The sequence below is a fragment of the Pseudomonas sp. LLC-1 genome, assembly GCF_002992185.1.
Taxonomy (GTDB): domain Bacteria; phylum Pseudomonadota; class Gammaproteobacteria; order Pseudomonadales; family Pseudomonadaceae; genus Aquipseudomonas; species Aquipseudomonas monteilii.
The window spans coordinates 43,128-69,768 of the sequence record NZ_LUVY01000011.1; the positions used below are offsets into that span (position 1 = coordinate 43,128).

The following is a 26,641-nucleotide window of genomic DNA, read 5'->3' on the forward strand; positions in this document are numbered from 1 at the left end:
GTCAGCGAACACTTGCCAGTTCGTGACCGCAAGCCAGGCAATGGCTCAGCCATTCACCGAGGAACAGGTTGAGCTGGGCCTTTTCGTCCGGCTGATGCATGGCCTCGTTAGGGTACGGATAGATGCTGCGCAGGCGCCGCGTGTGTTCGGCGCTGACCACTTCGGCCATGCGCGCATCGTGGTACACCTGCACTTCCAGGTGCGGCACAGGCAGCCACGGCAGGCTGTGTTCCTGGCGGACATGCAGAGTGGTGGTGTACGGGCAGGCCAGCACCACGTCGAGCACCAGCACACCGAGCATCTGGTCACCCTGGGTCATGCCGATACGGCGCGAGCTCTGGGTGGTGCGCATGTCGGGCAACAGGCGCATCAGCCGGGCGTAGTTGGCCTCGCAGGCTGCCTGCAGCCCGACCAGATCGACTCGATAGCGCTCGCGCAGCAGGTTCACTTCCACATACCTCGTACTTCGTCGCGGTTCAGCGCCAGCCATTGCAGGCCGATGATGGTCGCCGCGTTGCAGATACGCCCGTCGCGCACGGCCTGCAAGGCGTCCTCGAACGACCACACGCGCACGCGAATGTCTTCGCCCTCTTCTTCCAGGCCATGAAGGCCGCCCGCACCCTCGCTGCTGCACCGGCCAAGGAACAGATGAACGTATTCGTCACTGCCACCAGGCGACGGAAAGTAGCGGGTCATCGGCCACAGTGCAGTGAACGTCAGGCCTGCTTCTTCTTCGGCTTCGCGGTGGGCAACTTCCTCGGGTTGTTCGTCCTTGTCGATCAGCCCGGCGACCATCTCGATCAGCCAGGGGTTATCGATCTTGCCCATGGCGCCAACGCGAAACTGCTCGATCAGCACCACTTCATCACGCAACGGGTCGTAAGGCAGTACACACACTGCATCGTGGCGCACGAACAGTTCGCGGCTGATCTCGCGGCCCATGCCTCCGGCAAACAGCTCGTGGCGCAGGTGCACCTTGTCGAGCTTGTAGAAGCCCTGGAAACAGTTGGCCCGCTTGACGATCTCGACCGCCTTGGGCACCGAATTCAATGTGTCTGACATGGAAATCCTCGTTGCTACATCAACCGCCTGGTACTGCATCGCGCCATCCTACTCTGCACGCCTGCCGGTTTCATCCCTTTCCGCCAACCGCTGGCGCACTCGGGACAGCAGGTCTTCACTCTGTTAGCTTAGTGGCGAACTGAAGGCCGCGCAGACGGTCAAAGGCCGACTTTTCCCTGTTCTGCAAGGATCATCATGACACTTGTCAAACTGACTTCCGTGGCCGTGCTGGCACTCGCTCTGGGCGCCTGCCAGAGCCTGTTCACGCCCAACTACCGGGCCCCGCTCGAGGTCAAGCGCGACGCCTGGGAGCACGTGAAGCCCGGCTGCAGCGAAAGCGACTGCCCGCTGGTGAACATCGACATGGTCCACTTCCCGGCCTTGCCAAAGCTGGACGCCATCGTCGAAAAACGCCTGCTGCAACTGACCGAAGACAATCAGCATGGCACCGCGCCGAGCACCCTGCAGGCCTACGAGCAGCAATACCTGGCCAGTGCCGACAAACGTAACAGCAGCTATCTGCAAGCCAAGGTACGCGAGCAGCATGACGGGCTGGTGATCATCGAATTGTCCAGCTACCTGGACAGCGGTGGTGCCCACGGCATGCCGGGGCGCGGTTTCATCAACTATTCGCGCAAGCTGGACAAGGTGCTGACCCTGCAGGACATGCTGGTACCCGGCCAGGAAGACACCTTCTGGAAAACTGTCGAAGAGTCGCACCGGGCCTGGCTGATGAGCGTGGGCATGGACAAGGACGCCGAGTTCGTCAAAACCTGGCCGTTCAAGAAATCGCCGCACATCGCCCTGACGTACGGCGCAGTCGTGGTCAAGTATGAGGTCTACGCCATCGCGCCCTATTCCATGGGCCACGTAGAGCTGAAGATCCCTTACCCGCGCCTGAATGGCGTGCTCAAGCCTGAACTGTTTCCCGGCCGCGGCTGAGGCTCAACAGCCCGTGCAGTAGCCCTGCCAGCACCAGTGCCGGCAGGGTCGCCCCGAAGTCCGGCGCTTGTGTAGCGATGACATGGTAAGCCGCCACACCCACCACCCAGGCCAGCAGCGCCTGCCAGTGCAAACCACCCACCTGGGCCGGCAGGCGGCGGCGACGCACCACGTAGTGGTCCATCAGCACCACGCCGAACAGCGGCGCGAACACCGAGCCGATCAGTAGCAGGAAGTTCTCATACTGGGCCAGCGGCGCCAGCAAAGCGATCAGGGTGCACAGCACGCCAATGGCCAAGGCCAGGTGTTCGACCTTCACAGGCACCAGCACACCCGTGGACACGGCCGCCGAATGGATGTCGGCAAAGGCCTTTTCCGATTCGTCCAGTAAAATCAGCAACAGCGGAATACCCATGCCGGCGGCCGCCAGGGCCAGCAGCAGGGCATTGACCTCGCCATTGGCAGCGAAGGCCAGGGTGTAGGCCACACCCAGGCTCATCAGCCAGGTGTTGCCGATGAAGTAGCCCACTACCGTGCCGCCAAAGACATGCTTGCCGTTGCGGGCGAAGCGCGAGTAGTCGGCGATCAGCGGCAACCAGGACAGCGGCATGGCAATGACGATGTCGAAGCCTACCGCCAGCGACATCGAGCCGTCCCCGGCGCGGCTCCACAGATCGGCCAGGTCCGCTTTGGCGAACAGGTTCCAGGTCAGCCAGACGCAAGCGCCCAGTAGCAACCAGATACCCCAGGCGCGCAGCACCTTGCGCACGAAGGCCAGTGGCCCGCTCACTGCCAGCAAGGTGGCCAGGGCACCGAAGCACAGGGTCCACAGCATCGGGCTGTTCCAGGCACTGTCTTCGCCGAAGGCGCGCGCGCCCAGCAGGCTGGCGGCATCGCGCATGACAATGATCTCGAAGGCGCCCCAGCCGACCAGTTGCAGCAGGTTGAGCAGCGCCGGCAGGCGCGCGCCGTGGCTGCCCAGGCTGAGTTTCAGGGTACCCATGGCCGACAGGCCGGTGTCGCTGCCGATCACACCGGCAGCCCCCAGCAACAGCACGCCCACACCGGTGCCCAGTGCGATGGCCAGCACTGCGCCCGCCAGGCCCAGACCGGGGGCCAGCATGGCGCCGACCTGCAGCACCATCAGGCCGATGCCGAGGGAGAACCACAGCGAGAACAGGTCGCGGGCACCGAAGATGCGCTGGTGGGTGGGGACCGGGTGGTCGGGGGAAAACTGGCTGGGGGTGGTCATTGTTATGTTCGCCAAAAGAATTAGGGGTTGCACACAGCACCCTGTGGGAGCGGGCGTGCCCGCGAAGCAAGCACCGCGGCGCCTGGCAAGGGCTTCGCCCTTGTTCGCGGGCACGCCCGCTCCCACAGGGTAAGGCGCTGCGACTTAGACTTTGTGGTACAGCTGGCTGCCTTCCTGGCGGAACCGCTCGGCCTGCTCGCGCATGCCTTCTTCGACCGACACGTCCACGGTCTCGATCCTGGCGGCGTATTCACGCACTTCCTGGGTGATCTTCATCGAGCAGAACTTCGGCCCGCACATCGAGCAGAAGTGTGCGACCTTGGCCGATTCCTTCGGCAGGGTCTCGTCGTGGAAGGCACGGGCAGTGTCCGGGTCCAGGCCCAGGTTGAACTGGTCTTCCCAACGGAACTCGAAACGCGCCTTCGACAAGGCGTTGTCACGAATCTGCGCGCCCGGGTGGCCCTTGGCAAGGTCGGCGGCGTGCGCGGCGATCTTGTAGGTGATGATGCCGGTTTTCACGTCATCCTTGTTCGGCAGGCCCAGGTGCTCCTTGGGCGTGACGTAGCAAAGCATGGCGCAACCAAACCAGCCGATCATCGCCGCACCAATGCCCGAAGTGATGTGGTCGTAACCCGGTGCAATGTCGGTGGTCAGCGGGCCGAGGGTGTAGAACGGCGCCTCGTCGCAGCACTCCAGCTGCTTGTCCATGTTCTCCTTGATCAACTGCATCGGCACGTGGCCCGGGCCTTCGATCATGCACTGCACGTCGTGCTTCCAGGCGATCTTGGTCAGCTCGCCGAGGGTTTCCAGCTCACCGAACTGCGCGGCGTCGTTGGCGTCGGCAATCGAGCCAGGGCGCAGGCCGTCGCCCAGCGAGAAGCTGACGTCGTAGGCCTTCATGATTTCGCAGATTTCGTCGAAGTGGGTGTACAGGAAGTTTTCCTTGTGGTGCGCCAAGCACCACTTGGCCATGATCGAGCCACCACGGCTGACGATGCCGGTAACACGTTTGGCGGTCAGCGGCACGTAGCGCAGCAGCACGCCGGCGTGGATGGTGAAGTAGTCCACGCCCTGCTCTGCCTGCTCGATCAGGGTGTCGCGGAACAGCTCCCAGGTCAGGTCTTCGGCCACGCCGTTGACCTTTTCCAGCGCCTGGTAGATTGGCACGGTACCGATCGGCACCGGCGAGTTGCGGATGATCCACTCGCGGGTTTCGTGGATGTGCTTGCCGGTGGACAGGTCCATGACCGTGTCCGAACCCCAGCGGATGCCCCAGGTCAGCTTGGCCACTTCTTCCTCGATCGAGGACCCTAGTGCGCTGTTGCCGATGTTGCCGTTGATCTTCACCAGGAAGTTGCGGCCGATGATCATCGGCTCCACTTCCGGGTGGTTGATGTTGGCCGGGATGATCGCGCGGCCACGGGCGATTTCCTGGCGGACGAATTCGGGGGTGATTTCTTTCGGGATGTTGGCGCCGAAGCTGTGGCCGGCGTGCTGCTCTTTCAGCAGGCCGGCGGCGCGGGCCTCTTGCAGCTTCATGTTTTCGCGGATGGCCACGTATTCCATCTCGGCGGTGATGATGCCCTGGCGGGCATAGTGCATCTGCGAGACGTTGGCGCCGGCCTTGGCGCGGCGCGGGTTGCGCACGTGGGCAAAGCGCAGCTTGGCCAGTTCGGCATCGTTCAGGCGCTGCTGGCCGAAATCGGAGCTCAGGCCGTCCAGGCGCTCGGTGTCACCACGGGCGTCGATCCACGCCGAACGCACGTCGGCCAGGCCCTTGCGCACGTCGATGATCACGTTGGGGTCGGTGTACGGGCCAGAGGTGTCGTAGACCAGCACCGGGGCATTGGTTTCGCCACCGAAATCGGTCGGGGTGTCGTCCAGGCTGATTTCACGCATGGGCACGCGGATGTCCGGGCGCGAGCCTTCGACATACACCTTGCGCGAACGCGGGAACGGTTGCACGGACTGCTGATCGACTTGTGCCGATTCGCTGAGGTTGATCGCTTTTTCTTGTTTGGTCATCACAGGCTCTCCAGACGGCTTCCTAGCAGTGGAATGTCGGGGTGAACCTGAATGGCGCGGACGCACCCATGATGGGTGCAGTGCCGGATATGGGGGTGCCTGAAGCTGCATGCAGCTGCGACATTCCCGGACCTGGCACAAGAGGCTCCCCGGGAAGGCGAGCAATCTTGTTCCCTACGCAGGCGCTAACCTGATCAGGTTCAACGGGATCCGCACCTCTGCGATCTCAGCCTTTGCTTCAAGGCACCCCGACAAGAACATGCGCAGTCTAGACTGGAGTGGTCGGCAAAGCCAAGCGGGTAAATGCGCGGTTGATGAAAGGCACACCAGGCGATTGTTGCCGGGGGCGCATGGCACTACACTGGCCCGTCATCCGATACTCAACAGTTCAGTAATTAAATTTCGTACAAGGATTGCCTCTATGCTGCGCAAACTCTCACTGGCGATAGCCGTGTCTTGTGCGTCCAACGGAGTGGTCTGGGCAGCGGACGTGCCCCCGACAGTGAAGACCGACCTGGTCAGCGTCTACCAGGAAGCGGTGGACAACAACGCCGACCTGGCCGCCGCCCGCGCCGATTACGGCGCCCGCCGCGAAGTGGTGCCACAGGCCCGCGCCGGGTTGCTGCCCAACCTGTCGGCTGGCGCCGAGATGATGAACACCCGCACCAAGCTGGACGAGCCTTCCATCACCTCCAACCGTAGCGGTAACTCATGGAGCGCGACGCTGGCCCAGCCCATCTTCCGCGCTGACCGCTGGTTCCAGTTGCAGGCAGCCGAGGCCGTCAACGAACAGGCGGCGCTGGAGCTGTCGGCCACTGAACAGAACCTGATCCTGCAAACTGCGCAGAACTACTTCGCCGTGCTGCGTGCCCAGGACAACCTGGCCGCCACCAAGGCCGAAGAAGCCGCGTTCAAGCGCCAGCTCGACCAGTCCAACGAGCGTTTCGATGTGGGCCTGTCGGACAAGACCGACGTGCTGCAATCCCAGGCCAGCTACGACACTGCGCGGGCCAACCGGATCATTGCCGAGCGCCAGGTGCAGGATGCCTTTGAAGCACTGGTCACCCTGACCAACCGTGAATACACCTCGATTCAGGGTGTGGTGCATAGCCTGCCGGTGCAGGTGCCAACGCCCAACGACGCCAAGGCCTGGGTCGAAACTGCCGGGCGCCAGAACCTCAACCTGCTGGCCACCAACTACGCGGTGTCCGCCGCTGAAGAAACCCTGCGCCAGCGCAAGGCCGGCCATGCGCCGACCCTGGATGCAGTGGCCAAGTACCAGAAGGGTGACAACGACAGCCTCGGTTTCACCAACCCGGCGCCGCAGCAGAACGTGCGTTATGGTGGCGACGTCGAGCAGACCAGCGTGGGCCTGCAACTGAACATTCCGATCTACAGCGGCGGCCTGACCAGCTCGCAGGTACGCGAGGCCTACCAGCGCCTGAGCCAGAGCGAGCAGCAGCGCGAGAGCCTGCGCCGCCAAGTGGTGGAAAACACCCGCAACCTGCACCGTGCGGTGAACACCGACGTAGAACAGGTGCAGGCGCGCAAGCAGTCGATCATCTCCAACCAGAGCGCGCTGGAAGCCACTGAAATCGGCTACCAGGTGGGTACCCGCAACATCGTCGACGTGCTCGATGCCCAGCGCCAGCTGTACACCTCGGTGCGGGATTACAACAACAGCCGCTATGACTACATTCTGGACAACCTGAGCCTGAAGCAGGCGGCCGGCACCTTGAGCCCACAGGACCTGGCGGACCTCAAGCGCTACCTGAAGCCCGACTACAACCCGGACAAGGACTTCCTGCCACCAGACCTGGCTGCGGCTGCTGCCAAGAACTTCGAGCGCCGCCCCTGAGACTGGCACTGCCCTCTGTGGGAGCGGCCTTGTGTCGCGAAAGGGCCGCAAAGCGGCCCCACGGTTTCAGCGAAAATGCACAAATTGCTGGGGCTGCTTTGCAGCCCTTTCGCGACACAAGGCCGCTCCCACAAGGACCGCGAAAATTCACGTTTAGCGAATGAGTGCACCCAGCCCATCGAGCAAACGCTGCAATGCCCCCTGATTGGCCCGCATCACCGCCCTGCCCGCCTCGCCCATGCGCTGTGCATCCTGCGGCAACTCGACCAGCCGCCGCACTGCCCCGGCCAGCCCGTCAGCATCGTCCACCTGCTGCAACGCCCCCGCCTCACGCAGCATCGCGCTGATTTCAAGGAAGTTGAACACATGCGGCCCCATCAGCATCGGCAACGCCAGCGCTGCCGGCTCCAGCGGGTTGTGCCCACCGGTCGCCACCAGGCTACCGCCGACAAAGGCAATGTCGGCCAGCGCATACAGGAACAACAGCTCACCCATCGTATCGCCAAGCAATACCTGGGTTTGCGCATCGACGGGCGTGCCAGCAGAGCGCCGTACGGTAGCGAATTGCTCGCTGCACAGCACATGTACCGTATTGAATCGCTCGGGATGGCGTGGCACCAGGATCAGCAACGCATCGCCATGCACCTGTAACAACTGCCGGTGCGCCTGCAAAATCAGCGCATCCTCGCCTTCATGGGTACTGGCCGCAATCCACACCGGGCGCTGCTCAGCCCCCCATTGCGCGCGCAGCGCCTGGGCGCGCGGAAGCAGTTGCTCATCAATCTTCAGGTCGAACTTGATCGAACCGGTGACCTGCACGCACTCAGCGCGCGCGCCCAAATCACGGAAGCGCTGGGCCTCGGTTTCGGTCTGCACGGCAATCAGGCTCATCTCCGCCAGCATTGGCCGTGTCAGCTTGGCAAAGCGCCCATAGCCACGGGCCGAGCGCTCGGACAACCGCGCATTGGCCAGCGCCACCGGGATGCCGCGTTTGGCGCACTGGTGAATGTGATTGGGCCATAGCTCGGTTTCCATGATGATGCCCAGCTTCGGCTGCACATGGTCGAGAAAACGCCCGGCCGCCCAGGGCAGGTCGTAGGGCAGGTAGCAATGCTGCACGCGCGGTTCGTCGGCGAACATGGCGCGAATGCGCTCGGAACCGGTCGGCGTCATGCAGGTAAGCGTGATTGGCAGTTCCGGGTAGGCCTTGAGCAAGGCCCGCACCATTGGCGCGGCTGCGATGCTTTCGCCCACCGACACCGCATGTACCCAGATGCCTCCCCGGCGCATGGCCGGCAGCTTGAAGGCAAAGCGCTCGCCAATGCGCTGGCCATAGGCCGGCGCCTTGCGTGCGCGCAGGTACAGGCGCAGCGCAACCAACGGCAGGCCCAGGTGAAACAGCAAGGTATAGAGTGTTCTGTTCATGGCGGCGGAGTTTACCCGATCGCACGCAAGTGCACTGCAAAGCGCTCGGCCAGCCACTGCGCAGCAGGCCCCAGTGGCTCATCACGGCGCCAGGCCAGTTCTGCCACCAGGGCCGGCGGGCGCCACTCGCTGTCCAGTTCGACCATATGCGCCTGATAAGTCGGGTACTGCACCACATGCCGCGGCAGCCAGGCCCAGCCCAGGCCGCGCATCAGCAGTTCGGCCATGGCGTAGAAGCTGTCGGCACGCCACACCTGCGGGCTGACCGCTTCGCCGCCGGGGTAACCGCTTTGCTGTGGCGTGATGAGGAGTTGCCGGTGGCGGGCCAGTTGCTGGCGGGTGACCCGGCCCTCACCTGCAAGCGGATGGCCGACGGCGCACACGGTGACCATCTCCACACTGCCCAGGGCGCGCCGCTCCAGTGATGCCGGCATGCTTTCGTGGTGAAAGAACAGGCCCAGGTCGGCGCGGCGTTCCACCAGCTTGCGCGCCACATCACCTTGCGCACCACTGGCCAGTTGCACCTCCAGAAACGGAAAGCGGCTGGCCAGTTCGTCGAGGCTGTCGATCACTGGCTGATAAGGCATGGCTTCGTCCTGTGCCACCCGCAGCAAAGCCTCCTGCCCGCGCATCAACGCAAGGGCGCGGCCATCCAGGCGTTCGCACTGTCGCAGCAGTTCGCGGGCATCTTCCAGTAACGCACTGCCGTTTTCGGTCAGCTTCGGCTGCCGGCCACTGCTGCGCTCGAACAGGGTGACCCCCAGGTCGGTTTCAAGCAGGGCAATCGCGCTGCTGATGGCCGACTGCGCCTTGCGCTGTTCCCGGGCCACGGCAGAAAACGAGCGCAGTTCAGCGACGCGCAGGAAGGTGCGCAGTTGCTCAAGGTTCCATTGCTCGGCCATCAACCTATCTCCCTTACTGATAGGTAATGACTTTACCCCATCCAGGTAGCGTCTAGAATGCCCGACCAGTTACCGGAGGATCCTGCCATGAATGCCTACACCTACCTCGCCATCGCCATCTGCGCCGAAGTCATTGCCACCGCTTCGATGAAAGCAGTGAAGGGCCTGAGCACGCCATTGCCGTTGCTGCTGATGGTGGTTGGCTATGGCATCGCGTTCTGGATGCTGACCCTGGTGGTGCGCAGCATTCCGGTGGGCATTGCCTATGCCATCTGGTCGGGGCTGGGGATTGTGCTGATCAGTGTGGCGGCGCTGGTGATCTACGGGCAGAAGCTGGATGTGCCGGCAATGCTGGGGATGGCGATGATCGTGGGTGGGGTGGTGGTGATTCAGCTGTTTTCCAAGACTGCCGGGCACTGAGGCTGCCTGTATACTTGCCAGCTGTCCCAGTCTTCGAGGTACCGCCATGCCATCTGCCATTTCCACTGACGTGCTGATCGTCGGCGCCGGGGTCGCAGGCCTCTGGCTCAATGCCCGCCTGCGCCGCCTGGGGTATTCGACAGTGCTGGTGGAACGCGCCAGCCTTGGCGGCGAGCAGACCATCAAGTCTCAAGGCATCATTCACGGCGGTACCAAGTACGCCCTGCAAGGTGCCCTCACCGGTGCTTCGGAAGCCATTGCCGACATGCCGCGCCGCTGGCGCGAAGCCTTGAGCGGTAGCGGCGAGCTGAACCTGAGCAACACCCGTCTGCTGTCCGAGGCCCACTACCTGTGGTCGCCAGGCACCCTGGCTGGCAACCTCACCAGCTTCTTCGCGAGCAAGGCCGTGCGCGGCCGGGTCGACCAGGTAAAAGGCGAACAACTGCCGCCTGCCCTGCAAGACCGTGCCTTCAAGGGCAAGGTCTATCGCCTGGCCGAACTGGTCATCGACGTACCAAGCCTGCTGGCCAACCTGGCCGACCTGGCGGGCGACAGCCTGTTGGCCGGGGAACGCATCGAGCCGCTGCGCGAAAGCGACGAACTGGTCGGCCTGCGCGTCGATGGCCGCAACATCCGCGCCCAGCGTATCGTGCTCAGCGCCGGTGCCGGCACCGAGGACCTGCTGCATGCCTTGGGCCTGAAGCAGCCGGCGATGCAAACCCGCCCGCTGCACATGGTCATGGCCAAGGGCCCTGACCTCAAGCCGCTGTATGCACACTGCCTGGGCGGCGGCCCCAAGCCACGGGTAACAGTGACGACTCACCCGGCTGCTGATGGCCAATGGGTCTGGTACCTGGGCGGCGATCTGGCCGAAGCCGATGGCGTGGCACGTGAGCCGGCAGCACAGATTGCGGCGGCGCAGAAGGAAATAGCCAACCTGTTGCCATGGGTAGACCAAAGCCAGGTCCGTTGGGCCACCTTGCGCGTCGACCGCGCTGAACCTGCGCAGTCCGGCCTGGTGCGCCCGGACAACGCCTTCCTCGCCGACCAGCAACGCCTGTTGGTGGGCTGGCCGACCAAGCTGGCACTGGCGCCAGACTTCAGCGACCGGGTCATCAGCCACCTGGAGCGCGACGGCATCCGCCCACAGGCACAAGCCGACCTGGCCGGCCTGCCACGCCCACCGCTGGGTGTTCCTGCCTGGGAGCAACTGCTGCCATGACACTGCCCACCCTGCACGACTTCCACCGCCCGCTGGGCAGCACCGGTTTCAAGGTTTCACCGCTGGGCCTGGGCACAGTCAAACTGGGCCGCGACCAAGGCGTGAAGTACCCCACCGGCTTCACCATCCCCGGTGACGACGAAGCCCGCCTGCTGCTGGCCCAGGCCCGCGAGCTGGGCATCAACCTGATCGACACCGCCCCGGCCTATGGCCGCAGCGAAGAACGCCTGGGCCCCCTGCTGCGCGGCCAGCGCGACGAGTGGGTGATCGTGAGCAAGGTCGGTGAAGAATTCGACAACGGCCAGTCGCACTTCGACTTCAGTGCCGCCCACACCCGCCGCTCGGTGGAGCGCAGCCTGCGCCGCCTGGAGACCGACCGCATCGAACTGGTGCTGGTGCATTCCGACGGCAATGACCTGGCGATCCTCGAACAGCAGGAGGTCTACCAGACCCTGGCTGAACTGAAGCAGGAGGGCAAGATCCTCGGCTTCGGCCTGTCCGGCAAGACCGTGGCCGGCGGCCTGAAAGCACTGGAACAGGGCGACTGCGCCATGGTCACCTACAACCTCAACGAGCAGGCAGAACGCCCGGTGCTGGACTACGCTGCCGAACACGGCAAGGCCATCCTGGTAAAGAAGGCCCTGGCCAGTGGACATGTCTGTCTGGCCCCGGGCGTTGACCCGGTGCAGGCCAGCTTCGAACTGCTGTTCGCCCACCCGGGCGTCAGCAGTGCTATCGTCGGCACCATCAACCCGCTGCACCTGGCCCACAATGTGGCGACCGTCGCCCGTATCCTGGGCCAGCATTGAGTTACCCCAGGCCCGAGGGCCTGGCGACTGACCCGACGCAAGGAGGAGCCTCGTGGCGCGAACGCTGATCCGCAAGAACCCGAGCAACTTCAAGACACTGCCGCTGCATGTCGAGGCCACGCCCGAAGGGCTGATTTATCAAAGTATCGGCATGCCGCTCAACTTTGCCCAGACCCAGCAGCGGCGCAAGGCCATCCAGCTACCCGACACGCAGCACTTCGTGGCCGAACTGGCCAACCTGGGTGTGTCGGTGCGCCTTACCCTGCATTGGCAAAACCGTGATTACTGGGTGCTGGTGCGCCAGCGCCGGCAAGACCGGGGCGATGTGGTGCTGAAACTGATTTCCGGCTATGTACCGGCACAGGAGCTGAACCTGCCGTTGCACACGGCGGTGCAGGAAGTGGCTGAGGAATGCCTGCTGGAAACCCCGGAAGGCTGGCTGGGCGGGCGCTTCAATGATACCTGGCTGCCCGTGCCGTACGCCGCCGCCCTGCACTATCGCGAAACACCGCACTTCCTGCTGACCCCGCAGTCCGGCGCCGCCCGCCCCGTGCACTGCGGCAACCTGATGCTGCTGGAGCGGCCAAGGGCCTATGTGCACTTGCCCACCGCCTCGCTGCAACTGATCTACGACATGCGTCTGCAGGTGCCACGTGAAGCCAAGAAGCTCAGCCTGTTCCACGTCGACGAGCGACTGGAGAGCGGCCAGCTGGTGGCGCGACTCAACCGCAAACGGCCAGACCTGTACCTGATGCCGTTGAAGGACGGCCAACCGCTGGCGGAGCTGTATACGCTGAAAAAGGATGAACTGGTGCCGGCGAGTACGCGTGGGCTGTACCTGGCAGAGAGTTTTGCCCGGCAGGAAGGTTGGGTGGTGAAGGACGAGCGAGTGCGCTGGAAGGACTGGGTGAAGCAACAGGGGTTGGTGGAGGCCAAGCCGGTGCGGGCGTCGCACTTGCAGCGGTTTGGTGACAAGGCACGGGCGTTGCTGGAGCGGGCGCGTACCTCACTTCACAAGTGAAACCTGGGGCTGCTTTGCAGCCCATCGCCGGCAAGCCAGCTCCCACAGGACCTGCACAGTTCTCAAGACCTGCGCTGTACCTGTGGGAGCTGGCTTGCCGGCGATGGGCCGCAAAGCGGCCCCGGCGATATCAGTTCTTGCGAATCTTCTCGACAATCGCCGTGGTCGAGCTGTTCTCGACCAGTCCCAGCACCTTCACAGTGCCGCCATAGGCCTTGACGATATCGGCGCCCACCACCTGGTCGATGCCATAGTCGCCACCCTTGACCAGCACATCCGGCTTGACCTGGCTCAGCAGGTTTTCCGGCGTGCCCTCAGGGAAACTGATCACCCAGTCCACCGCCCCCAGGCCGGCCAGAACGGCCATGCGCCGATCGACGCTGTTGATCGGCCGGCCAGGCCCTTTCAGGCGGCTGACCGAGGCATCGTCGTTGACCGCGACGATCAGGCGATCGCCCTGGGCCCGCGCCTGCTCAAGGTAGGTGACATGCCCGGCATGCAGAATGTCGAAGCAGCCATTGGTGAAGACGATCTTCTCTTTGTGCGCCCGCGCATCATCGATGGCCAGGAGCAGCTGCTCAAGGCCCAACACACCGCGCTCGGAGCCTTCTTCGCGCTGGATGGCCCGGCGCAGTTCGGGGGCGCTGATCGCAGCCGTACCCAGCTTGCCAACCACGATGCCTGCCGCCAGGTTGGCCAGCGCCACTGCGTGGGGCAGGTCCTCGCCAGCCGCAATGGCCGCCGCAAGGGTGGAGATGACAGTATCACCGGCACCGGTCACATCGAACACTTCGCGCGCCCGCGCCGGCAGGTGCAGCGCTGGCTGCCCCATGCGTAGCAGGGTCATGCCGTGCTCACCGCGGGTGACCAACAAGGCGCCCAGGTCCAGGTCCTGCAGCAGTTGCACGCCTTTGGCAACCAGCTCGGCCTCATCGGCACAACGGCCAACGATGGTCTCGAACTCGCTGAGGTTCGGGGTGATCAGGCTGGCACCGCGGTAGATGGAAAAGTCCTTGCCCTTGGGGTCGGCCAGCACCGGAATACCCTTGGCTCGCGCCGCCTGGATCAGGCTCTGGTGGTTTTTCAGTGCGCCCTTGCCGTAGTCGGAAAGGACCAGCACCTTGACGCCTTCGAGCAAGCTGTCGACTTCCGCGCCCAGCGACAGCGGGTCGGTGGCGAACGGCTCTTCGAAATCGATACGCAGCAACTGCTGGTGACGGCTCATGACCCGCAGCTTGACGATGGTCGGCTGATGCGCAATGCGCTGGAACACCGAACGCACACCGGCAGCCTGCAGGCTGTTGGCCAGGCTGTCGGCAGCTTCATCCTGGCCGGTGACGCCGATCAGCGAAGCCGGCGCGCCCAGCGCAGCGATGTTCAAGGCAACGTTGGCCGCACCGCCTGGGCGATCTTCGATCTGATCGACCTTGACCACCGGGACTGGCGCCTCAGGCGAGATACGCGAAGTACCGCCATGCCAGTAGCGGTCGAGCATGACATCGCCGACCACCAGTACCGGGGCTTGATCGAAACGCGGCATGGACAACTTCATGGGCAACCCATATGGAAATAATGAACAGGGGCAGGATATTAGCACAGGGTAGACGACGGCTTTATGGCCAGATCGTCCCCGGAAAATTCCCGTGACAATCGGGGCCGTTAAGGCCCCGATCAGGGAGGACTCAGGTGATATCGGCCTTGACCGGCTCATCCAGGCCCATGGCGTGCAGGCGGGCATAATGGCCATTAGCCGCAAGCAGCTCGGCATGGGTGCCACGCTCCACCAGGCGACCCTGGTCCATGACCAGAATCTGATCGGCCTTCTCGATGGTCGACAGGCGGTGGGCGATCACCAGCGTGGTGCGGCCTTGCATCACATGGTCCAGGGCGGCCTGGATGTGCCGCTCGGACTCGGTATCCAGTGCCGAAGTGGCTTCGTCGAGGATCAGCAGCGGTGCGTTTTTCAGCAGCGCCCGGGCAATCGCCAGGCGCTGGCGTTGGCCGCCGGAAAGCAGCACGCCGTTCTCACCCACCTCGGTATCGAAGCCCTTCGGCAACCGGTCGACGAACTCCTTGGCGTAGGCATCGGCTGCAGCGGCTTCGATATCTGCGCGCGGGGCGCCAGCCAGGTCGCCGTAAGCAATGTTATTGGCCACGGTGTCGTTGAACAGGGTGACGTGCTGAGTCACCTGCGAAACATGGCGGCGCAGGTTGCGCAGGCGATAGTTCTCGATTTCCACGCCATCGAGCAGAATCTGCCCTTGGTCATGGTGGTAGAAGCGCGGGATCAGCGCGGCCAGAGTCGACTTGCCGCTGCCGGAACGGCCCACCAGGGCGATCATTTGCCCTGGCTCGGCGACAAAGCTGATGTCGCTTAGCACTTCGCGCTCGGTACCCGGGTAGGTGAAGCTCAGGTTGCGCACTTCCAGACGCCCTTCCACACGCTCCTTCTCGACAGTACCGGTGTCCAGCTCAGGCTCTTCGTCCAGTTGCTCGAAGATGCTTTCTGCACCGGCCAGGCCCTTCTGGATGGTCGAGCTGACTTCCGAAAGCTGGCGAATCGGCTTGGGCAGCAGGCCGGCGGCGGTGATATAGGCAACCAGGTCGCCCGCCGTGGACTCACCGCGCAGGAACAGCACCAGGAACATGAGCGCGGCCATGGCGCTGTAGATCACCAGCTGCAGCATCGGCGTGTAGAGCGAGCCGGTCTTGGTCATGCGCAATTGCTTGTCGGTGTTGCTCTGGCTGGCCTTGCCGAAACGCTGTTCCTCATAGGCCTCGCCACCGAAGCTGCGCACCACGCGGTAGCCCTGGATGGTTTCCGAGGCAACGTGGGTGACATCCCCCATGGCCACCTGGATCTTCTTGCTCTGTTTGCGGAATTTCTTGCTGGCAACACTGACCATCACCGCAATTACCGGCAGGATGGCAACCATCACCAAGGTCAGGTGCCAGTTCATCCACAGCAGGTAGGCGAACAGGAACACCACGGTCAGGCCTTCGCGGATCACCACCTTGATGGCATCAGTCGCCGCGCCGGTGACCATGGTCACGTTGAAGGTAATGCGCGAAATCAGGTGCCCGGAGTTATGGTTGTCGAAATAGCGGTTGGGCAGCACTAGCAGCTTGTTGAACAACTCCACCCGCAGGTCATGCACCAGGCACAGGGACACCTTGGCCAGGAAGTAGTTGCCGAGGAACGAACCCAGGCCCTGCCACGCGGCGATCAGGATGATCAGCAGCGGCACCGCCTGCAGCAATTGCAGGTCGCGCAGGTAGGGCACGTTGGGGAACAACACCGCTTCGGGGTTGCTCAGCCCATCGACGAAGTATTTGAGGATGCCCGCCAGCATTGGCTGGGTCGAGGCAAAGATCACGAAACCGACAATGCTCAGCAGGAAAATGCCGACATAGGGTTTCACATAGCTCAGCAGCCGGAAGTAGATCTTCAGGCTGGAGGTGTGCTCCGCCGGTCGCGGTGTTTCGGCCATTATCGAGCTCGCTGTTCAGGTTGAACCGGAAATTTTACCACAGGCGCCATTTTCGGCACGCCCCCATGGCAGCATCATGGCAAGGCCGACAGGCAGCCAGCTGATAAACCACTCGGCGCGCGGCGTGCCGGTGAGGCTGGCGGCATCGAACTGCATGGCCAGGGTCGAGTACACCCAGAACCCCAGAAGGATCTTGCCAAACAGCGTGCCACGCGCACGGACGATTTCGCCCAGGGTGAACAACCACACGATGACCCAGAGCAGCATGCCAGGGATCCCCATTTCCACGGCAACATGGGTGAACATGTTGTGGGTGTGGTCAAAGTGTTTACCCACGGCACTTACGTCGTAGGCAGCCCCCAGCCCCAGGCCGGTCCAGGGGTGTGCGGCAATCATATCGATGACGGCATTGAAGATTTCCGGCCGATAGGACGAGCCGCGCTTGGCGATCAGGTCATATACGACGAAGAACGCCAGGCCGGTGGCAACCAGCGCCAGGATGGAAAACACCTGGCTGTGGCGATCGCGGAACCACAGCGGCGCGATCACCACGGTGATCACCAGGGCCAGAATCGCCCCGCGGCTCTGGCTGAGCATGGCAAACGCGCCCAGACAGACCAGCGCCACCAGCCATAACAGCTGCATGCCACGCTGGCGCGGCGGCTCGTACAGCAAGAAGAGCACGGCCGAGCCGATGACATAGGCCCCCAGAATCGGGTGCGAGATCTCGCCAATGCCTGCCAGACGGGCCAGCAACGATTTGCCCTGCAAACCGTAGAAATTGATGATCGAGACCAGCGCGGCGAGTGCCAATAGGCCGCTGCCAAGCAGCAACAGCTGACGAATGCGGGCCCTGCCTTGCTGTGCCAGCAGCGGGAATGCCAGCAGGAATACCAGAATGTAGACAAGGCGCTTGATCTCGCGCCCAGGGTCTTCTGCGGGCGACCAGGCCAGGCTCAGCCCGCACCACGCCAACAACAGCAGCACACTCACCCACAGCGCTGGCTGGCGCCTCCAGGCTTGCACCAGCACTTCACGGGCAGACCACGCCAGTACCAGCGTTGGCAGCCACAAAAACAACACCAGCCCCTGCTGGTAAACCTTGTTGCTCGGTGCCAGGGCAATAGCTGCCAGGAACCAGACCAGACCCAAACCTAACCAGGCCTGTGCCCAGTTTTTTTGATACAACATCCTTTCCCCCGATGAATCAAAGACACCATCCATGGTGCAACAGCATTATTTTCGGCATTATTGCCGGTCATTTTGCTCGCCAGACGACAAGGCTCTATTCATGCAATGCTCCCGGCTCACCCAGGTCGACTTCGATCAGCTGACACAAGGCGCACAGGTGCTTGAGGCAGACAGCCATGGCGCCAAAGTCTACCTGCTCAAGGATGGAAATTTCCTCAAGGTTTTTCGTAGGAAGCGGCTGATTTCATCTGCACTGTTGCGCCCCTACTCGCAGCGCTTCGTCGATAACGCTGCGCGCCTGGCACAACTGGGCATCCCCACGCTTGAGGTGATCAGCCAGCACAAGCTCGACCTGCCAGGCCGTACCGCCGTGCTGTATCGCCCGCTGCCCGGGCGTACCCTGCTGCAAATGTCGCGCGATGAAGGTTTCAGCTGGGATACCTACCTGCCGCAGCTGATTCAGCTGGTTCGCCAGCTGCACCACAGCGGCGTGTACTTCCGCTCGCTGCACCTGGGCAACGTGGTGGTTACCCCCGACCAGCGCCTGGGCCTGATCGACGTGGCCGACATGCGCTTCCTGCGCCCGCCGTTGTCGGCACGCATGATTCGTCGCAATGTGCAGCACATGGTGCGCTATATCGAGCGGGAGAACCTGGGTGACCGGTTCCCCCTCGCTGCGTTCGAGGCGGCCCTGCTGGCACGCTGAACGTCAGTTGCGCAGCAAGCTTTGCGAGCCATTGCAGAAGGCCTGCCAGGCTTGCTCCGGCGCCAGCGCCTGACGCTGCCGGGCGGCTACCGTCCGGGCGCTGAGGGACGTGCATCGTTCGATTGCCTCGGCCCATGCCCCCTCATCGGCTACCGGCAGGTAACCGCCGGTATCCTGCAATTGTTCGCGAAACACTTGCAGGTCGCTGCACACCACCGGCACGTCGGCCATGACCGCCTCCTGCACCACCAGCCCCAGGCCTTCTGAGCGAGAAGGCACCAGTAGCCAATCGAACGCCCGATACAACTGCTGCAGGTCTTCACGGTGACCGCACAGGTGAACGCGCGCGGCCAGGCCCAGTACATCGATACGCTCTTGCAACACGGCGTGCAGAGGGCCTTCGCCAATAATGGCCAGCTGCAGGTCCGGCTGATGAGTGCTGGCCCGGGCAAACGCCTCGATCAGCATCTCGAAGCCTTTGCTTTCCACCAACCGCCCTACCGCGCCCAGCATCACCCCGGTCGCAGCAGGCAACTGCAGCGCCTGCCTGGCCCTGTCACGGCTCAACAACGGCTCGACGAACGCTAACGGGTCAAGCGCCATGCGCAGGGTCTGCACCGGCCTGCCCAAGTCGTGCTCCAGCGATTCGGCCAGTGTATGCGACACCGCTGCGATGCTCAGGCGCTCGGCAGGGAACATGTGCAACAAGCGTACATCGCTACTGTTCAGGCGCGTCTTGCCATGGAACAGCACCTTTGCCCGCACCTGGGGAATGTTCTGCAACAGCGGTAGCACCAGCCGCGCGACACCAATACCGTCGAGCAGCACGACCTCGGCCTTGGCCTCGGCAAGCGCCTTGCGCAAACGCAAGCGCAACCAGGGCCGCAACAGGCGCCACAGGTGCCGCCCTTTCAGCGCACGCAGTGGCATGTGCCACTCCCGGGTCGAGCCAAGCCCGCAACACAACCCGCTTCCCAGCAGCAACCAGTTACTGATCCGGGCATCGGTACCTGCGTGCGACAGCACTTGGCGATGCACCTTGTGGATGGACATGTACGGCGTTCCACCCGCCCACATCATATTGACGATGTTCATGGGCCCTCTCCCGCTCATGTCAGGTGGGACAGCGACTTCATTGAACAAAAATGGTGATACCCATGCCGATCAAGGCACCCGTCACCAGCGTCAATGCCAGTTTGATCCGATCACGTTGACGGCGTTTGGCCTTGCGCTCCACTTCGATGGGCAAGGTCACGTGATTACCGAATCCAGTGTGCAATACTGCATCACCCTCCAAGGTGACCGCTGTCAGATTTAACTCAGCGTAGCGCCGGGAAAGCGCCTTCTCTCCAGCATAGGCGGCAAATGGCGCACAGCGCTGGTAATCACTCAAACGCCGCAGACCGGGGTTGAGCGAAAACGCCTGCCATTCAGCCTTGTCGGACAGCAGCGGGTAGCAAGGCACCCCCGCGATCACCTGCCGATCGCCCAAGTGGATGTAAGGGCTGTGGATGGCCAGGTCGTGAGCATGGCTGCGCAGCCACACCTGCAACAGGTTGGGGCTCACATCCAGAATGGCCCGCGAGTCTTCGACAAAGCCTTGGCGATAGAAATGCCAGTCGTCCTCGCAGTGGAAGATGTACGGCGTCTTGACGTGGCTGTAGGCCAGGTCGATAGACGGCAACTGGCCAAGCTTGGGCCGGTTGACGAACACCTTGCAGTGCGGTTTCCAGTGCTCTGGCACAGCGGCATGCACAGCATCGTCACCGGAATCTTCGGTGATGAATACCTCGCGAATGGGCGCGGTGTTGTAGCGGTCGAAACTCTCAAGGGTATCTTTGAGCAGATCGAACCGCCCACAACTGGTCACGACGAGCGTGACGTCACTCTCATTTGAAAAGCGCACCGGACTCCCTCCGCATTGCGACAAACGGCCTTCAACAACCCGCTCCTGGGCGTGAAAGCTCTTATTTAGATGCCCAGCTTCAGGCGCAGCCGCTGCCATGCAGACAATGGCGGGTGGGGCCTGAGCGCCGGGCGCATGTGGTCGACGATGCTACGTCCAACTGCGGCGAAACTGAAACGGGAAACCGCCAGATGGCGGCCATTTTCTGCAATCTGCCGGGCCAGTTCAGGGTCTGCCCGCAAACGGCGGAGCTTTTCCTGAAGGGTCGGGATGTTGTCATAGAACACCACGTTGTGCATGTCCTGCAGGCCCAGCGCGCGGTTCTCTTCCTCGCCCTGGTCGTATGCCAGCAATACACAGCCACAGGCCATGGCTTCGAAATTCTTGATCATGTATTCGCCCATGCCGACGTCGGCACTGACGAAGAAACGGATACGGTTGAGCGTGTTGCAGTAGTCTTCGCCCGATTTGGTACGGGTTACCAGCAAGTTCTCGACCTGCCCCAATTCGTCCAGCAGCGCCTTGCGGCCGCTGTAGGCCACGCTGTTGACACTGCCGACAAAGGCCAGTTCGATGTCGCGCTCACGCCCTTGATCGGCCAGCAACTGCTCGTCATAGCCCTTGGGCACGAATACCGCATCGAAGCCTTCCTGGCGCAGGCGTTCGCTGACCATGTAACCCGAGCTGATAACCCGCGCCCATGGCAGCTGCCGGTAATGGGCGCTGAACTTGCCGGTGTACTTGCACGGGATGTAGTTCTGGTAGGCGTCGTGCTCGAGGATGACCAGGTTCGGCACGGTGCGGATGAAGGCCACCTGGCGAATCTCCTGCTTGAAGCGCAGGAAGAACACGATGCGGTCATAGCGCTCGACCTGCACTTCACGCTTGAAATAGCGGCGCAGGTTGCGCTGGTCATCGCTGGTCAGCCAGCGCAGGTCGCACTCGCAGTTGGCCGCGACGCCGTCGTACAGGCGGTCGAGAATAGCCCGCTGTTCCTTCTGTACCAGAAATAGGACTTTCATAACGTTCCTTGGGCGCTCTGCGCCATCGCGGTCAACCATGGGGCGTGCTTACAGTTCACGCCGCCAGAACAGTTCGTGCCTGCGCACGGCCTTGCGGAAGAACTCGTTCTCCCCGTAAGGCGAGGGCTGCCGCCCGGCCAGCCAGCGTTGCAGCAGGCGGCGCAAGCGGCGCTTGAAGGGGGCCGGCGGCTGCAAGTCGTGCATCATGCCCAGGGCCATGGCCTTGTCGCGCTGCGTGGCCAGGTCCAGCACCAGGCTGCAGGGTGCCCAAGCCTGGGCTGCGCTCAACTGCGGCGGCAAGGCCACGCCGTCGCCACTGTCGCCCATCGGCCAACGGTCGTTGTCGTGCAGGTGATTGGCGTAGCACAACAAGGTTTGCGGCTGCCAGGCCAAGCCTTGCAGGGCCTCCAGCACGGCCGCCTGCGCGCAGATGTGGTCGGGGTGCGGGTCGAGTTGCGGGTGCGGCATCACCAACACTTCCGGCTTGGCCATTTCCAGCAAGGCCCGCAGGTCGGCCAGCAGGTTGTGCCAGGTTGGTGCGCCATCGCGGTCGGCCGGCAGCGGGAACGGGTTGAACTGGCGGAACACACGGATATCGGCCAGATCGGCTTCACGGGAAGCAGCCGGCTGATCGGGCGCGGCCTGCATGGCAGGCAGTTGCAGGCAGAAGTAACCCAGCTGCACACAACGTGACTCCGGCACACCCGCCCAGCGCGGCACGGCGATGCTGTCCCAGGCACGCAAGCGGCCCTTCAGGCGGGCGGCCTCGGCTTTTTCCAGGCCCATCTGCTGGTAGTGTTCGGCTTCGATTTCGCCAGCTGTCAGAGTGACCACCCAGGTTTCGTCGGCCTGGCTGTAGAGGCCATATGCAGCCAGCTCGGCGTCATCGGCGTGCGGCGCAATCACCATCACCCGGCGCCGTTGCAACTCGACAGCGGGGGTTATCCACAGGCGCGGCTGGCCTTGCAGCCGGCAATGGCGACCGCGCAGGCGCAAGGTACCCGCTTGCAAGGGCACGGCCAGGCCGGTCAGGTTGAGAAAACGTACGCCATCGACACCACGCTCGAACGTTTGCCGGTCAGCCTGCTCAGCAGCGCCCAGCTCTACCCGAGGGTCGAGAAACCGCCCCAGCCAGGTGCTTTTTACCTGCAGCTCAAGCATGAGGGTTTCGTCACCTTGCAGCACGCAATCGGCCTGGAGCTGGCCATCGCGCAGGCTGGCAGGCACTTCCCGCGCCTGTTCACCGAAGTCGTAGGCGTAGTCCTCGCCCGGGGCGTAGAACAGATGGTCGGCAAACCAGGCTTCGTGAGCCGCCCAGACCAGCGGCAACAGCAGCAATGGCAGCCACCACCAGCTGAAAACACCCAAGGCGACCAACGCAACCAGGCCCGCCAGCAAGCCCAGGCGCTTGTTGCGCCGGTGGCGCTTGAGCAACTGCTGCTTGCGGCTCACGCCTGGTACACCGGCACAGGGTTGCACCAGCGGTCCTTGTACTCGCGGTCGGCACGGCCGAACGAGAACCGCAGTGGCTTGTTGCGCGCACGGGCGTCTTCCCAGGCGGCCTGGGTATTGAGGAAGCTCAGCACGCTGCCCGGGCTGAAAGCCTTGGTTTCAGGGTCTACGCCGCCATTGATGTACTCGACGCTGATCCATTCCGGCGCTTCGACGCGGTAAACCAGCTGGATGGCAATCGGCTTGCCATCCAGCAGCAGTACCGAGCCGATCAGCAGCGCTTGTAGGCGCTCCAGCACCTGGGCCATGTGCTCGGCACCGGTGGCCGGGAAGCCCCAGCGGCGCAGGAACAGGTCGCAGTACATGCTGGCGATTTCCTGAGCACTGAAGTCGCTGATCGGGCGCACGACGCCACCTGCTTCTTCCAGCAGGCGCAGTTCGCGGCGCTGGTTGTAGCGGAATTTTTTCGACAGGTCTTCAGGCGCGCGGGCCATGGCCAGCTGTTCCTTCTGCGCCTTGAGGCCGCTGAAGCGGCCCTGGTTCAGATCAGACAGGTAGCGCGCGGCATGGCGCAGCGGTGCAGCGGCATCGGCTGCCGCCGGCAGGATGATTTCGGCATTGCCCAGATCGAACAGGGCTTTCTTGCCGGCACGTTTGAGCACATCCTTGGACAGCGCCAGGTGACGCCCCCAGGTCGGGATGGCGGCCTTCAGCTCACCCGCCTGATGCCAGCCCAGGTATCGCACCGGGATCTGTGCCAGGTCTGCCAGCTGTTCGACCACCAGCTGATGGGTGGCAACACTGCCACCAAAGCGCGCCCATGCCTCGGCATAGGCCTTGGCGTCTATAACTTGCCAACCACGTTCGCGGAAGGCCTGGATTCGATTGAGCATCAGGCCTGCTCCACCAGCGCACGCACTTGCGGCAGTTGCCAGAAGGCCTCACGCACCGCGTGGTCAGAGAAGCGTTCACGCAGACGCTGCAGCATGTGCTCGGCACAGGCCTGGCGCTGCTCGCCGTCCAGCACAGCCAGATGCTTCAGCCCCTGCGCCAACTGTGCAGCATCGCCCAGCGGGAACAGCACACCCACACCCTCGACCACTTCGCGAGCCCCGCCGCACGCCGTGGCGAGCACCGGCACACCGGCGACCATGGCTTCGAGCAGGACCATACCGAACGGCTCATGGTCAGAGCTCAGGGCAAACACGTCGAACGCCTGGAAATAGCGCCGTGCATCCGGTATCTGGCCCAGGAAGTCCACCTGCCCGGCAATGCCCAGCTCGGCGGCCAGCGCCTTGAGCTTGGCCTCCAGCCGGCCCTTGCCGAGAATCGCCAGACGGGCGCCCGCCGGCAGCCCTGGCAACGCCTGAGCAAAACCACGCAACAGGGTCGCCTGGTCCTTGTCCGGGTGCAGGCGCCCGACATTGCCGACGGTCCATGCCTGTGCATCCAGGCCCAGGGCCTGGCGTGCTTCGGCGCGCGGCACCAGTGCCGCTTGCAGGGCGTCGATATCGATGCGGTTGTACAGGGTCTGGATGCGTTCGGCCGGCCACTGCGGCAGGCAGCGGCGCATATCGTCACGCACGGCGTCCGACACGCCCAGCAGGCTCAGGCGCTTGCTGAACAGGTTGGCGAACAGCCGGCGGCCTTTGCGCTCGTAGTCGCCAAAGGCATGGTGCACGCCAATCACCGGCAGGCCGGTGCCCAGCAGGGCCACGTAGATCGGCTTGAAGCGGTGGGCAATGCAGAACGCGAAATTGCGCTCGGCCGCGATCCGCCGCAAGGCACGGATGGCGCCGAGTTTCAGGCCACGCACGGCCTTGGAGCTGAACTCTAGGAACAGCACCTCGTCCGACGCACAGCCCGCTGCTACCTGCGGGTCGGCAGCGCCGGTGAGGAACACCGTGGTGACCTGGTAGCCACGCCCCTGGAACAGGCTGGCGTACTGACGGGCGCAATCCAGGAAAGGCCCGTCATAGCCATGGCAGAACTGCAGGATGCGCGGTTCAGAGCGGCTGGTCATAGGCGGCAGCGCCGTCCTTCACGACCAGGATGTCTTCCATGATCAGGTACTGCAGGTCCGAGCCGAAGAACATGTTCAGGGCATCGGTCGGCGAGCAGATCATCGGCTCGCCACGGCGGTTCAGCGAGGTGTTCAGCGACACGCCGTTACCGGTCAGGTCCTCCAGCGCCTTCATCATGTCGTAGTAGCGTGGGTTGTACTCACGCTTGAGCACCTGGGCACGTGAGGTACCGTCCTCGTGGACCACTTCCGGCACACGTGTTTTCCATTCTTCAGCCACTTCGAAGGTGAAGGTCATGAACGGCGCCGGGTGGTCGACCTTGATCATCTGCGGGGCGACGGTGTCGAGCATCGACGGGCAGAAAGGTCTCCAGCGTTCGCGGAACTTGATCTGGTGGTTGATGCGGTCAGCCACGCCTTCAACGCTCGGGCAGCCGATGATAGAACGGCCACCGAGGGCACGCGGGCCAAACTCCATGCGGCCCTGGAACCAGGCCACCGGGTTGCCGTCGACCATGATCTGGGCGATCTGCTGAGGCATGTTCTCCAGCTTGCGCCACTTCGGCTGGTTCGGGTGACGGGCGCAGGCCGCGATCACGTCTTCGTTGGAGTACGACGGGCCGAGGTAGACGTGTTCCATCTTCTCGACCGGTACGCCACGGGCGTGGGAAACATAGGCCGCGGCGCCAACGGCAGTACCGGCGTCGCCAGAGGCCGGCTGGACGAACAGCTCTTTCACGTCCGGACGGGCGATGATCTTCTGGTTCAGTTTCACGTTCAGCGCACAGCCGCCGGCGAAGGCCAGCTTGCCGGTTTCACGCAGGGTGTCGCCCAGGTAATGGTCGATCATCTGCAGCGCCAGTTTCTCGAACAGCGCCTGCATGCTGGCCGCGTAATGGATGTACGGCTCGTCGGCGATGTCGCCTTCGCGCTTGGGGCCCAGCCATTCGATCAGCTTCGGCGAGAAGTAGAAGCCCTTGCCCTTCTCTTTATAGCGGCGCAGGCCGATGACGTTGGCGTACTCGGTGTTGATCACCAGTTCGCCGTTTTCGAAGCTGGCCAGGCGCGAGAAGTCGTACTTGCTGGCGTCGCCATACGGCGCCATGCCCATGACCTTGAACTCGCCGTCGAGCATCTCGAAACCGAGGAACTCGGTAATCGCGCCGTACAGGCCACCCAGGGAGTCCGGGTCGAAGAACTCCTTGATCTTGTGGATCTTGCCGTTTTCGCCGTAGCCAAAGAAGGTGGTGGCGTATTCGCCTTTACCGTCGATGCCCAGGATTGCGGTTTTTTCCTTGAAGCCGGAACAGTGGTAGGCACTGGAGGCATGGGCCAGGTGGTGCTCGACCGGCTCGATCTTGACCTTTTTCGGGTCGAAGCCCAGCTGCTCCAGGCACCAGACGATCTTCTTGCGGTAGCGCTTGTAGCGACGGTTGCCCATCAGGATGGCGTCGAGGGCACGATCCGGGGCGTACCAGTAGCGCTTGGCATAGTGCCAGCGCGCCTTGCCGAACAGGCTGATCGGGGCGAACGGGATGGCTACCACGTCGACGTCGGACGGCTTGATGCCTGCCTGTTCCAGGCAGAACTTCGCCGACTCGTAGGGCATGCGGTTCTTCGCATGCTTGTCACGCACGAAGCGCTCTTCTTCGGCGGCGGCAATCAGCTTGCCGTCAATGTACAGGGCCGCGGAAGGGTCATGGCTAAGGGCGCCGGACAGGCCAAGGATCGTCAATGCCAAGGGATTAGCCTCTTCATTCGGTAAAAATGCGCCAGCGGCCTCTTGGGCGGGTGGCGGCTAAAGGGCGGGATTATAACGCAAACATCAGCAGAGGCACTGCATTAACCTGTGAGAGCGGGCTTGCCCGCGAAGCAGGCACCGCGGTGCATGGCACCGGCTTTGCCGGTGTTC

General features: G+C 63.3%; 23 protein-coding genes and 1 riboswitch. Of the genes, 7 read left to right on the forward strand and 16 right to left on the reverse strand.

From position 1 onward, the window contains the following. Position 1: 1 nt before the first annotated feature. Positions 2 to 454 carry a DUF1249 domain-containing protein gene (locus A0O30_RS09715; RefSeq protein WP_016501905.1) on the reverse strand — a complete coding sequence of 151 codons (453 nt, stop codon included), beginning with the start codon at positions 452 to 454 and terminating at the stop codon, positions 2 to 4. Continuing rightward, entirely contained in the window at positions 445 to 1,062 is a 618-nt protein-coding gene (locus A0O30_RS09720) for an NUDIX domain-containing protein (protein WP_016712343.1), read from the reverse strand. Before A0O30_RS09720 ends, A0O30_RS09715 begins: the two co-directional genes overlap by 10 nt. A gap of 195 nt (positions 1,063 to 1,257) precedes the next feature. On the opposite strand from A0O30_RS09720, the gene A0O30_RS09725 reads away from it, so the two are divergent. Further along, complete coding sequence (locus A0O30_RS09725; RefSeq protein ID WP_016712344.1) at positions 1,258 to 2,004, forward strand: RsiV family protein; 747 nt, start codon at positions 1,258 to 1,260, stop codon at positions 2,002 to 2,004. Here A0O30_RS09725 and cytX read toward each other — a convergent pair. Beyond that, positions 1,973 to 3,256, reverse strand: coding sequence for a putative hydroxymethylpyrimidine transporter CytX (gene cytX / locus A0O30_RS09730; protein WP_105946329.1), 1,284 nt, complete (start codon positions 3,254 to 3,256; stop codon positions 1,973 to 1,975). The two genes, A0O30_RS09725 and cytX, sit on opposite strands and share 32 nt — an antisense overlap. Before the next feature lie 144 nt (positions 3,257 to 3,400). Continuing rightward, entirely contained in the window at positions 3,401 to 5,281 is a 1,881-nt protein-coding gene (gene thiC, locus A0O30_RS09735) for a phosphomethylpyrimidine synthase ThiC (RefSeq protein WP_016712346.1), read from the reverse strand. Between the two features lie 154 nt (positions 5,282 to 5,435). Further along, positions 5,436 to 5,542, reverse strand: a riboswitch (TPP riboswitch). Positions 5,543 to 5,702: 160 nt separating this feature from the next. Between thiC and A0O30_RS09740 the strand changes: the two genes are divergently transcribed. Next, complete coding sequence (locus A0O30_RS09740) at positions 5,703 to 7,139, forward strand: TolC family outer membrane protein (RefSeq protein ID WP_105946330.1); 1,437 nt, start codon at positions 5,703 to 5,705, stop codon at positions 7,137 to 7,139. A gap of 153 nt (positions 7,140 to 7,292) precedes the next feature. Here the strand turns inward: A0O30_RS09740 and waaA are convergent, their stop codons facing one another. Continuing rightward, on the reverse strand, positions 7,293 to 8,564 hold the full coding sequence (waaA, locus tag A0O30_RS09750; RefSeq protein ID WP_105946332.1) for a lipid IV(A) 3-deoxy-D-manno-octulosonic acid transferase: 1,272 nt from the start codon (positions 8,562 to 8,564) through the stop codon (positions 7,293 to 7,295). Between the two features lie 11 nt (positions 8,565 to 8,575). Further along, positions 8,576 to 9,466, reverse strand: a complete 891-nt coding sequence (locus A0O30_RS09755) for a LysR family transcriptional regulator (protein WP_105946333.1) — start codon at positions 9,464 to 9,466, stop codon at positions 8,576 to 8,578. 87 nt (positions 9,467 to 9,553) lie between these two features. Here A0O30_RS09755 and A0O30_RS09760 point away from each other — a divergent pair, with 87 nt between their 5' ends. The 4 genes from A0O30_RS09760 to A0O30_RS09775 are packed head-to-tail and all read left to right on the forward strand — an operon-like array spanning position 9,554 to position 12,938. Beyond that, positions 9,554 to 9,886, forward strand: a complete 333-nt coding sequence (locus tag A0O30_RS09760) for a multidrug efflux SMR transporter (RefSeq protein ID WP_008095055.1) — start codon at positions 9,554 to 9,556, stop codon at positions 9,884 to 9,886. A 46-nt stretch (positions 9,887 to 9,932) separates the two neighbouring features. Continuing rightward, positions 9,933 to 11,108 carry an FAD-binding oxidoreductase gene (locus tag A0O30_RS09765; RefSeq protein ID WP_105946334.1) on the forward strand — a complete coding sequence of 392 codons (1,176 nt, stop codon included), beginning with the start codon at positions 9,933 to 9,935 and terminating at the stop codon, positions 11,106 to 11,108. Then, the gene (locus A0O30_RS09770) at positions 11,105 to 11,917 is read left to right on the forward strand and encodes an aldo/keto reductase (protein WP_105946335.1); all 813 of its coding nucleotides are present in this window, start codon (positions 11,105 to 11,107) and stop codon (positions 11,915 to 11,917) included. The genes A0O30_RS09765 and A0O30_RS09770 overlap by 4 nt, the downstream gene beginning before the upstream one ends. A gap of 52 nt (positions 11,918 to 11,969) precedes the next feature. Further along, positions 11,970 to 12,938, forward strand: a complete 969-nt coding sequence (locus A0O30_RS09775; RefSeq protein WP_105946336.1) for a metal ABC transporter ATPase — start codon at positions 11,970 to 11,972, stop codon at positions 12,936 to 12,938. A 130-nt stretch (positions 12,939 to 13,068) separates the two neighbouring features. Here A0O30_RS09775 and hldE read toward each other — a convergent pair whose 3' ends face one another. The 3 genes from hldE to A0O30_RS09790 all read right to left on the reverse strand — a co-directional run bounded on the left by hldE (position 13,069) and on the right by A0O30_RS09790 (position 17,620). Then, positions 13,069 to 14,490 carry a bifunctional D-glycero-beta-D-manno-heptose-7-phosphate kinase/D-glycero-beta-D-manno-heptose 1-phosphate adenylyltransferase HldE gene (gene hldE / locus A0O30_RS09780; protein ID WP_105946337.1) on the reverse strand — a complete coding sequence of 474 codons (1,422 nt, stop codon included), beginning with the start codon at positions 14,488 to 14,490 and terminating at the stop codon, positions 13,069 to 13,071. Positions 14,491 to 14,620: 130 nt separating this feature from the next. Further along, the gene (msbA, locus tag A0O30_RS09785) at positions 14,621 to 16,429 is read right to left on the reverse strand and encodes a lipid A export permease/ATP-binding protein MsbA (RefSeq protein ID WP_105946338.1); all 1,809 of its coding nucleotides are present in this window, start codon (positions 16,427 to 16,429) and stop codon (positions 14,621 to 14,623) included. A 15-nt stretch (positions 16,430 to 16,444) separates the two neighbouring features. Beyond that, complete coding sequence (locus A0O30_RS09790; protein WP_105946339.1) at positions 16,445 to 17,620, reverse strand: O-antigen ligase; 1,176 nt, start codon at positions 17,618 to 17,620, stop codon at positions 16,445 to 16,447. Positions 17,621 to 17,720: 100 nt separating this feature from the next. Between A0O30_RS09790 and A0O30_RS09795 the strand changes: the two genes are divergently transcribed. After that, positions 17,721 to 18,326 (forward strand): hypothetical protein, encoded by a 606-nt coding sequence (locus tag A0O30_RS09795; RefSeq protein ID WP_016712356.1) that lies wholly within the window; start codon positions 17,721 to 17,723, stop codon positions 18,324 to 18,326. Positions 18,327 to 18,329: 3 nt separating this feature from the next. Here the strand turns inward: A0O30_RS09795 and A0O30_RS09800 are convergent, their stop codons facing one another. From A0O30_RS09800 to A0O30_RS09830, 7 genes are all read right to left on the reverse strand, one after another. Further along, positions 18,330 to 19,421 carry a glycosyltransferase gene (locus A0O30_RS09800; protein ID WP_105946340.1) on the reverse strand — a complete coding sequence of 364 codons (1,092 nt, stop codon included), beginning with the start codon at positions 19,419 to 19,421 and terminating at the stop codon, positions 18,330 to 18,332. Positions 19,422 to 19,458: 37 nt separating this feature from the next. Further along, positions 19,459 to 20,232, reverse strand: coding sequence for a glycosyltransferase family 2 protein (locus A0O30_RS09805; RefSeq protein ID WP_019097681.1), 774 nt, complete (start codon positions 20,230 to 20,232; stop codon positions 19,459 to 19,461). A 65-nt stretch (positions 20,233 to 20,297) separates the two neighbouring features. Further along, positions 20,298 to 21,254: a glycosyltransferase gene (locus tag A0O30_RS09810; RefSeq protein ID WP_016712359.1), complete on the reverse strand. Its 957-nt coding sequence runs from the start codon at positions 21,252 to 21,254 to the stop codon at positions 20,298 to 20,300. 48 nt (positions 21,255 to 21,302) lie between these two features. After that, a complete protein-coding gene (locus tag A0O30_RS09815; RefSeq protein ID WP_105946341.1) occupies positions 21,303 to 22,706 on the reverse strand; it encodes a PIG-L deacetylase family protein in 1,404 nt (467 codons plus the stop codon). Further along, positions 22,703 to 23,599: an antimicrobial resistance protein Mig-14 gene (locus A0O30_RS09820; protein WP_105946342.1), complete on the reverse strand. Its 897-nt coding sequence runs from the start codon at positions 23,597 to 23,599 to the stop codon at positions 22,703 to 22,705. The genes A0O30_RS09815 and A0O30_RS09820 overlap by 4 nt, the downstream gene beginning before the upstream one ends. After that, positions 23,599 to 24,729: a glycosyltransferase gene (locus tag A0O30_RS09825; protein ID WP_105946343.1), complete on the reverse strand. Its 1,131-nt coding sequence runs from the start codon at positions 24,727 to 24,729 to the stop codon at positions 23,599 to 23,601. The genes A0O30_RS09820 and A0O30_RS09825 overlap by 1 nt, the downstream gene beginning before the upstream one ends. After that, complete coding sequence (locus tag A0O30_RS09830; protein WP_016712363.1) at positions 24,713 to 26,470, reverse strand: carbamoyltransferase; 1,758 nt, start codon at positions 26,468 to 26,470, stop codon at positions 24,713 to 24,715. The genes A0O30_RS09825 and A0O30_RS09830 overlap by 17 nt, the downstream gene beginning before the upstream one ends. Positions 26,471 to 26,641: the final 171 nt, after the last annotated feature.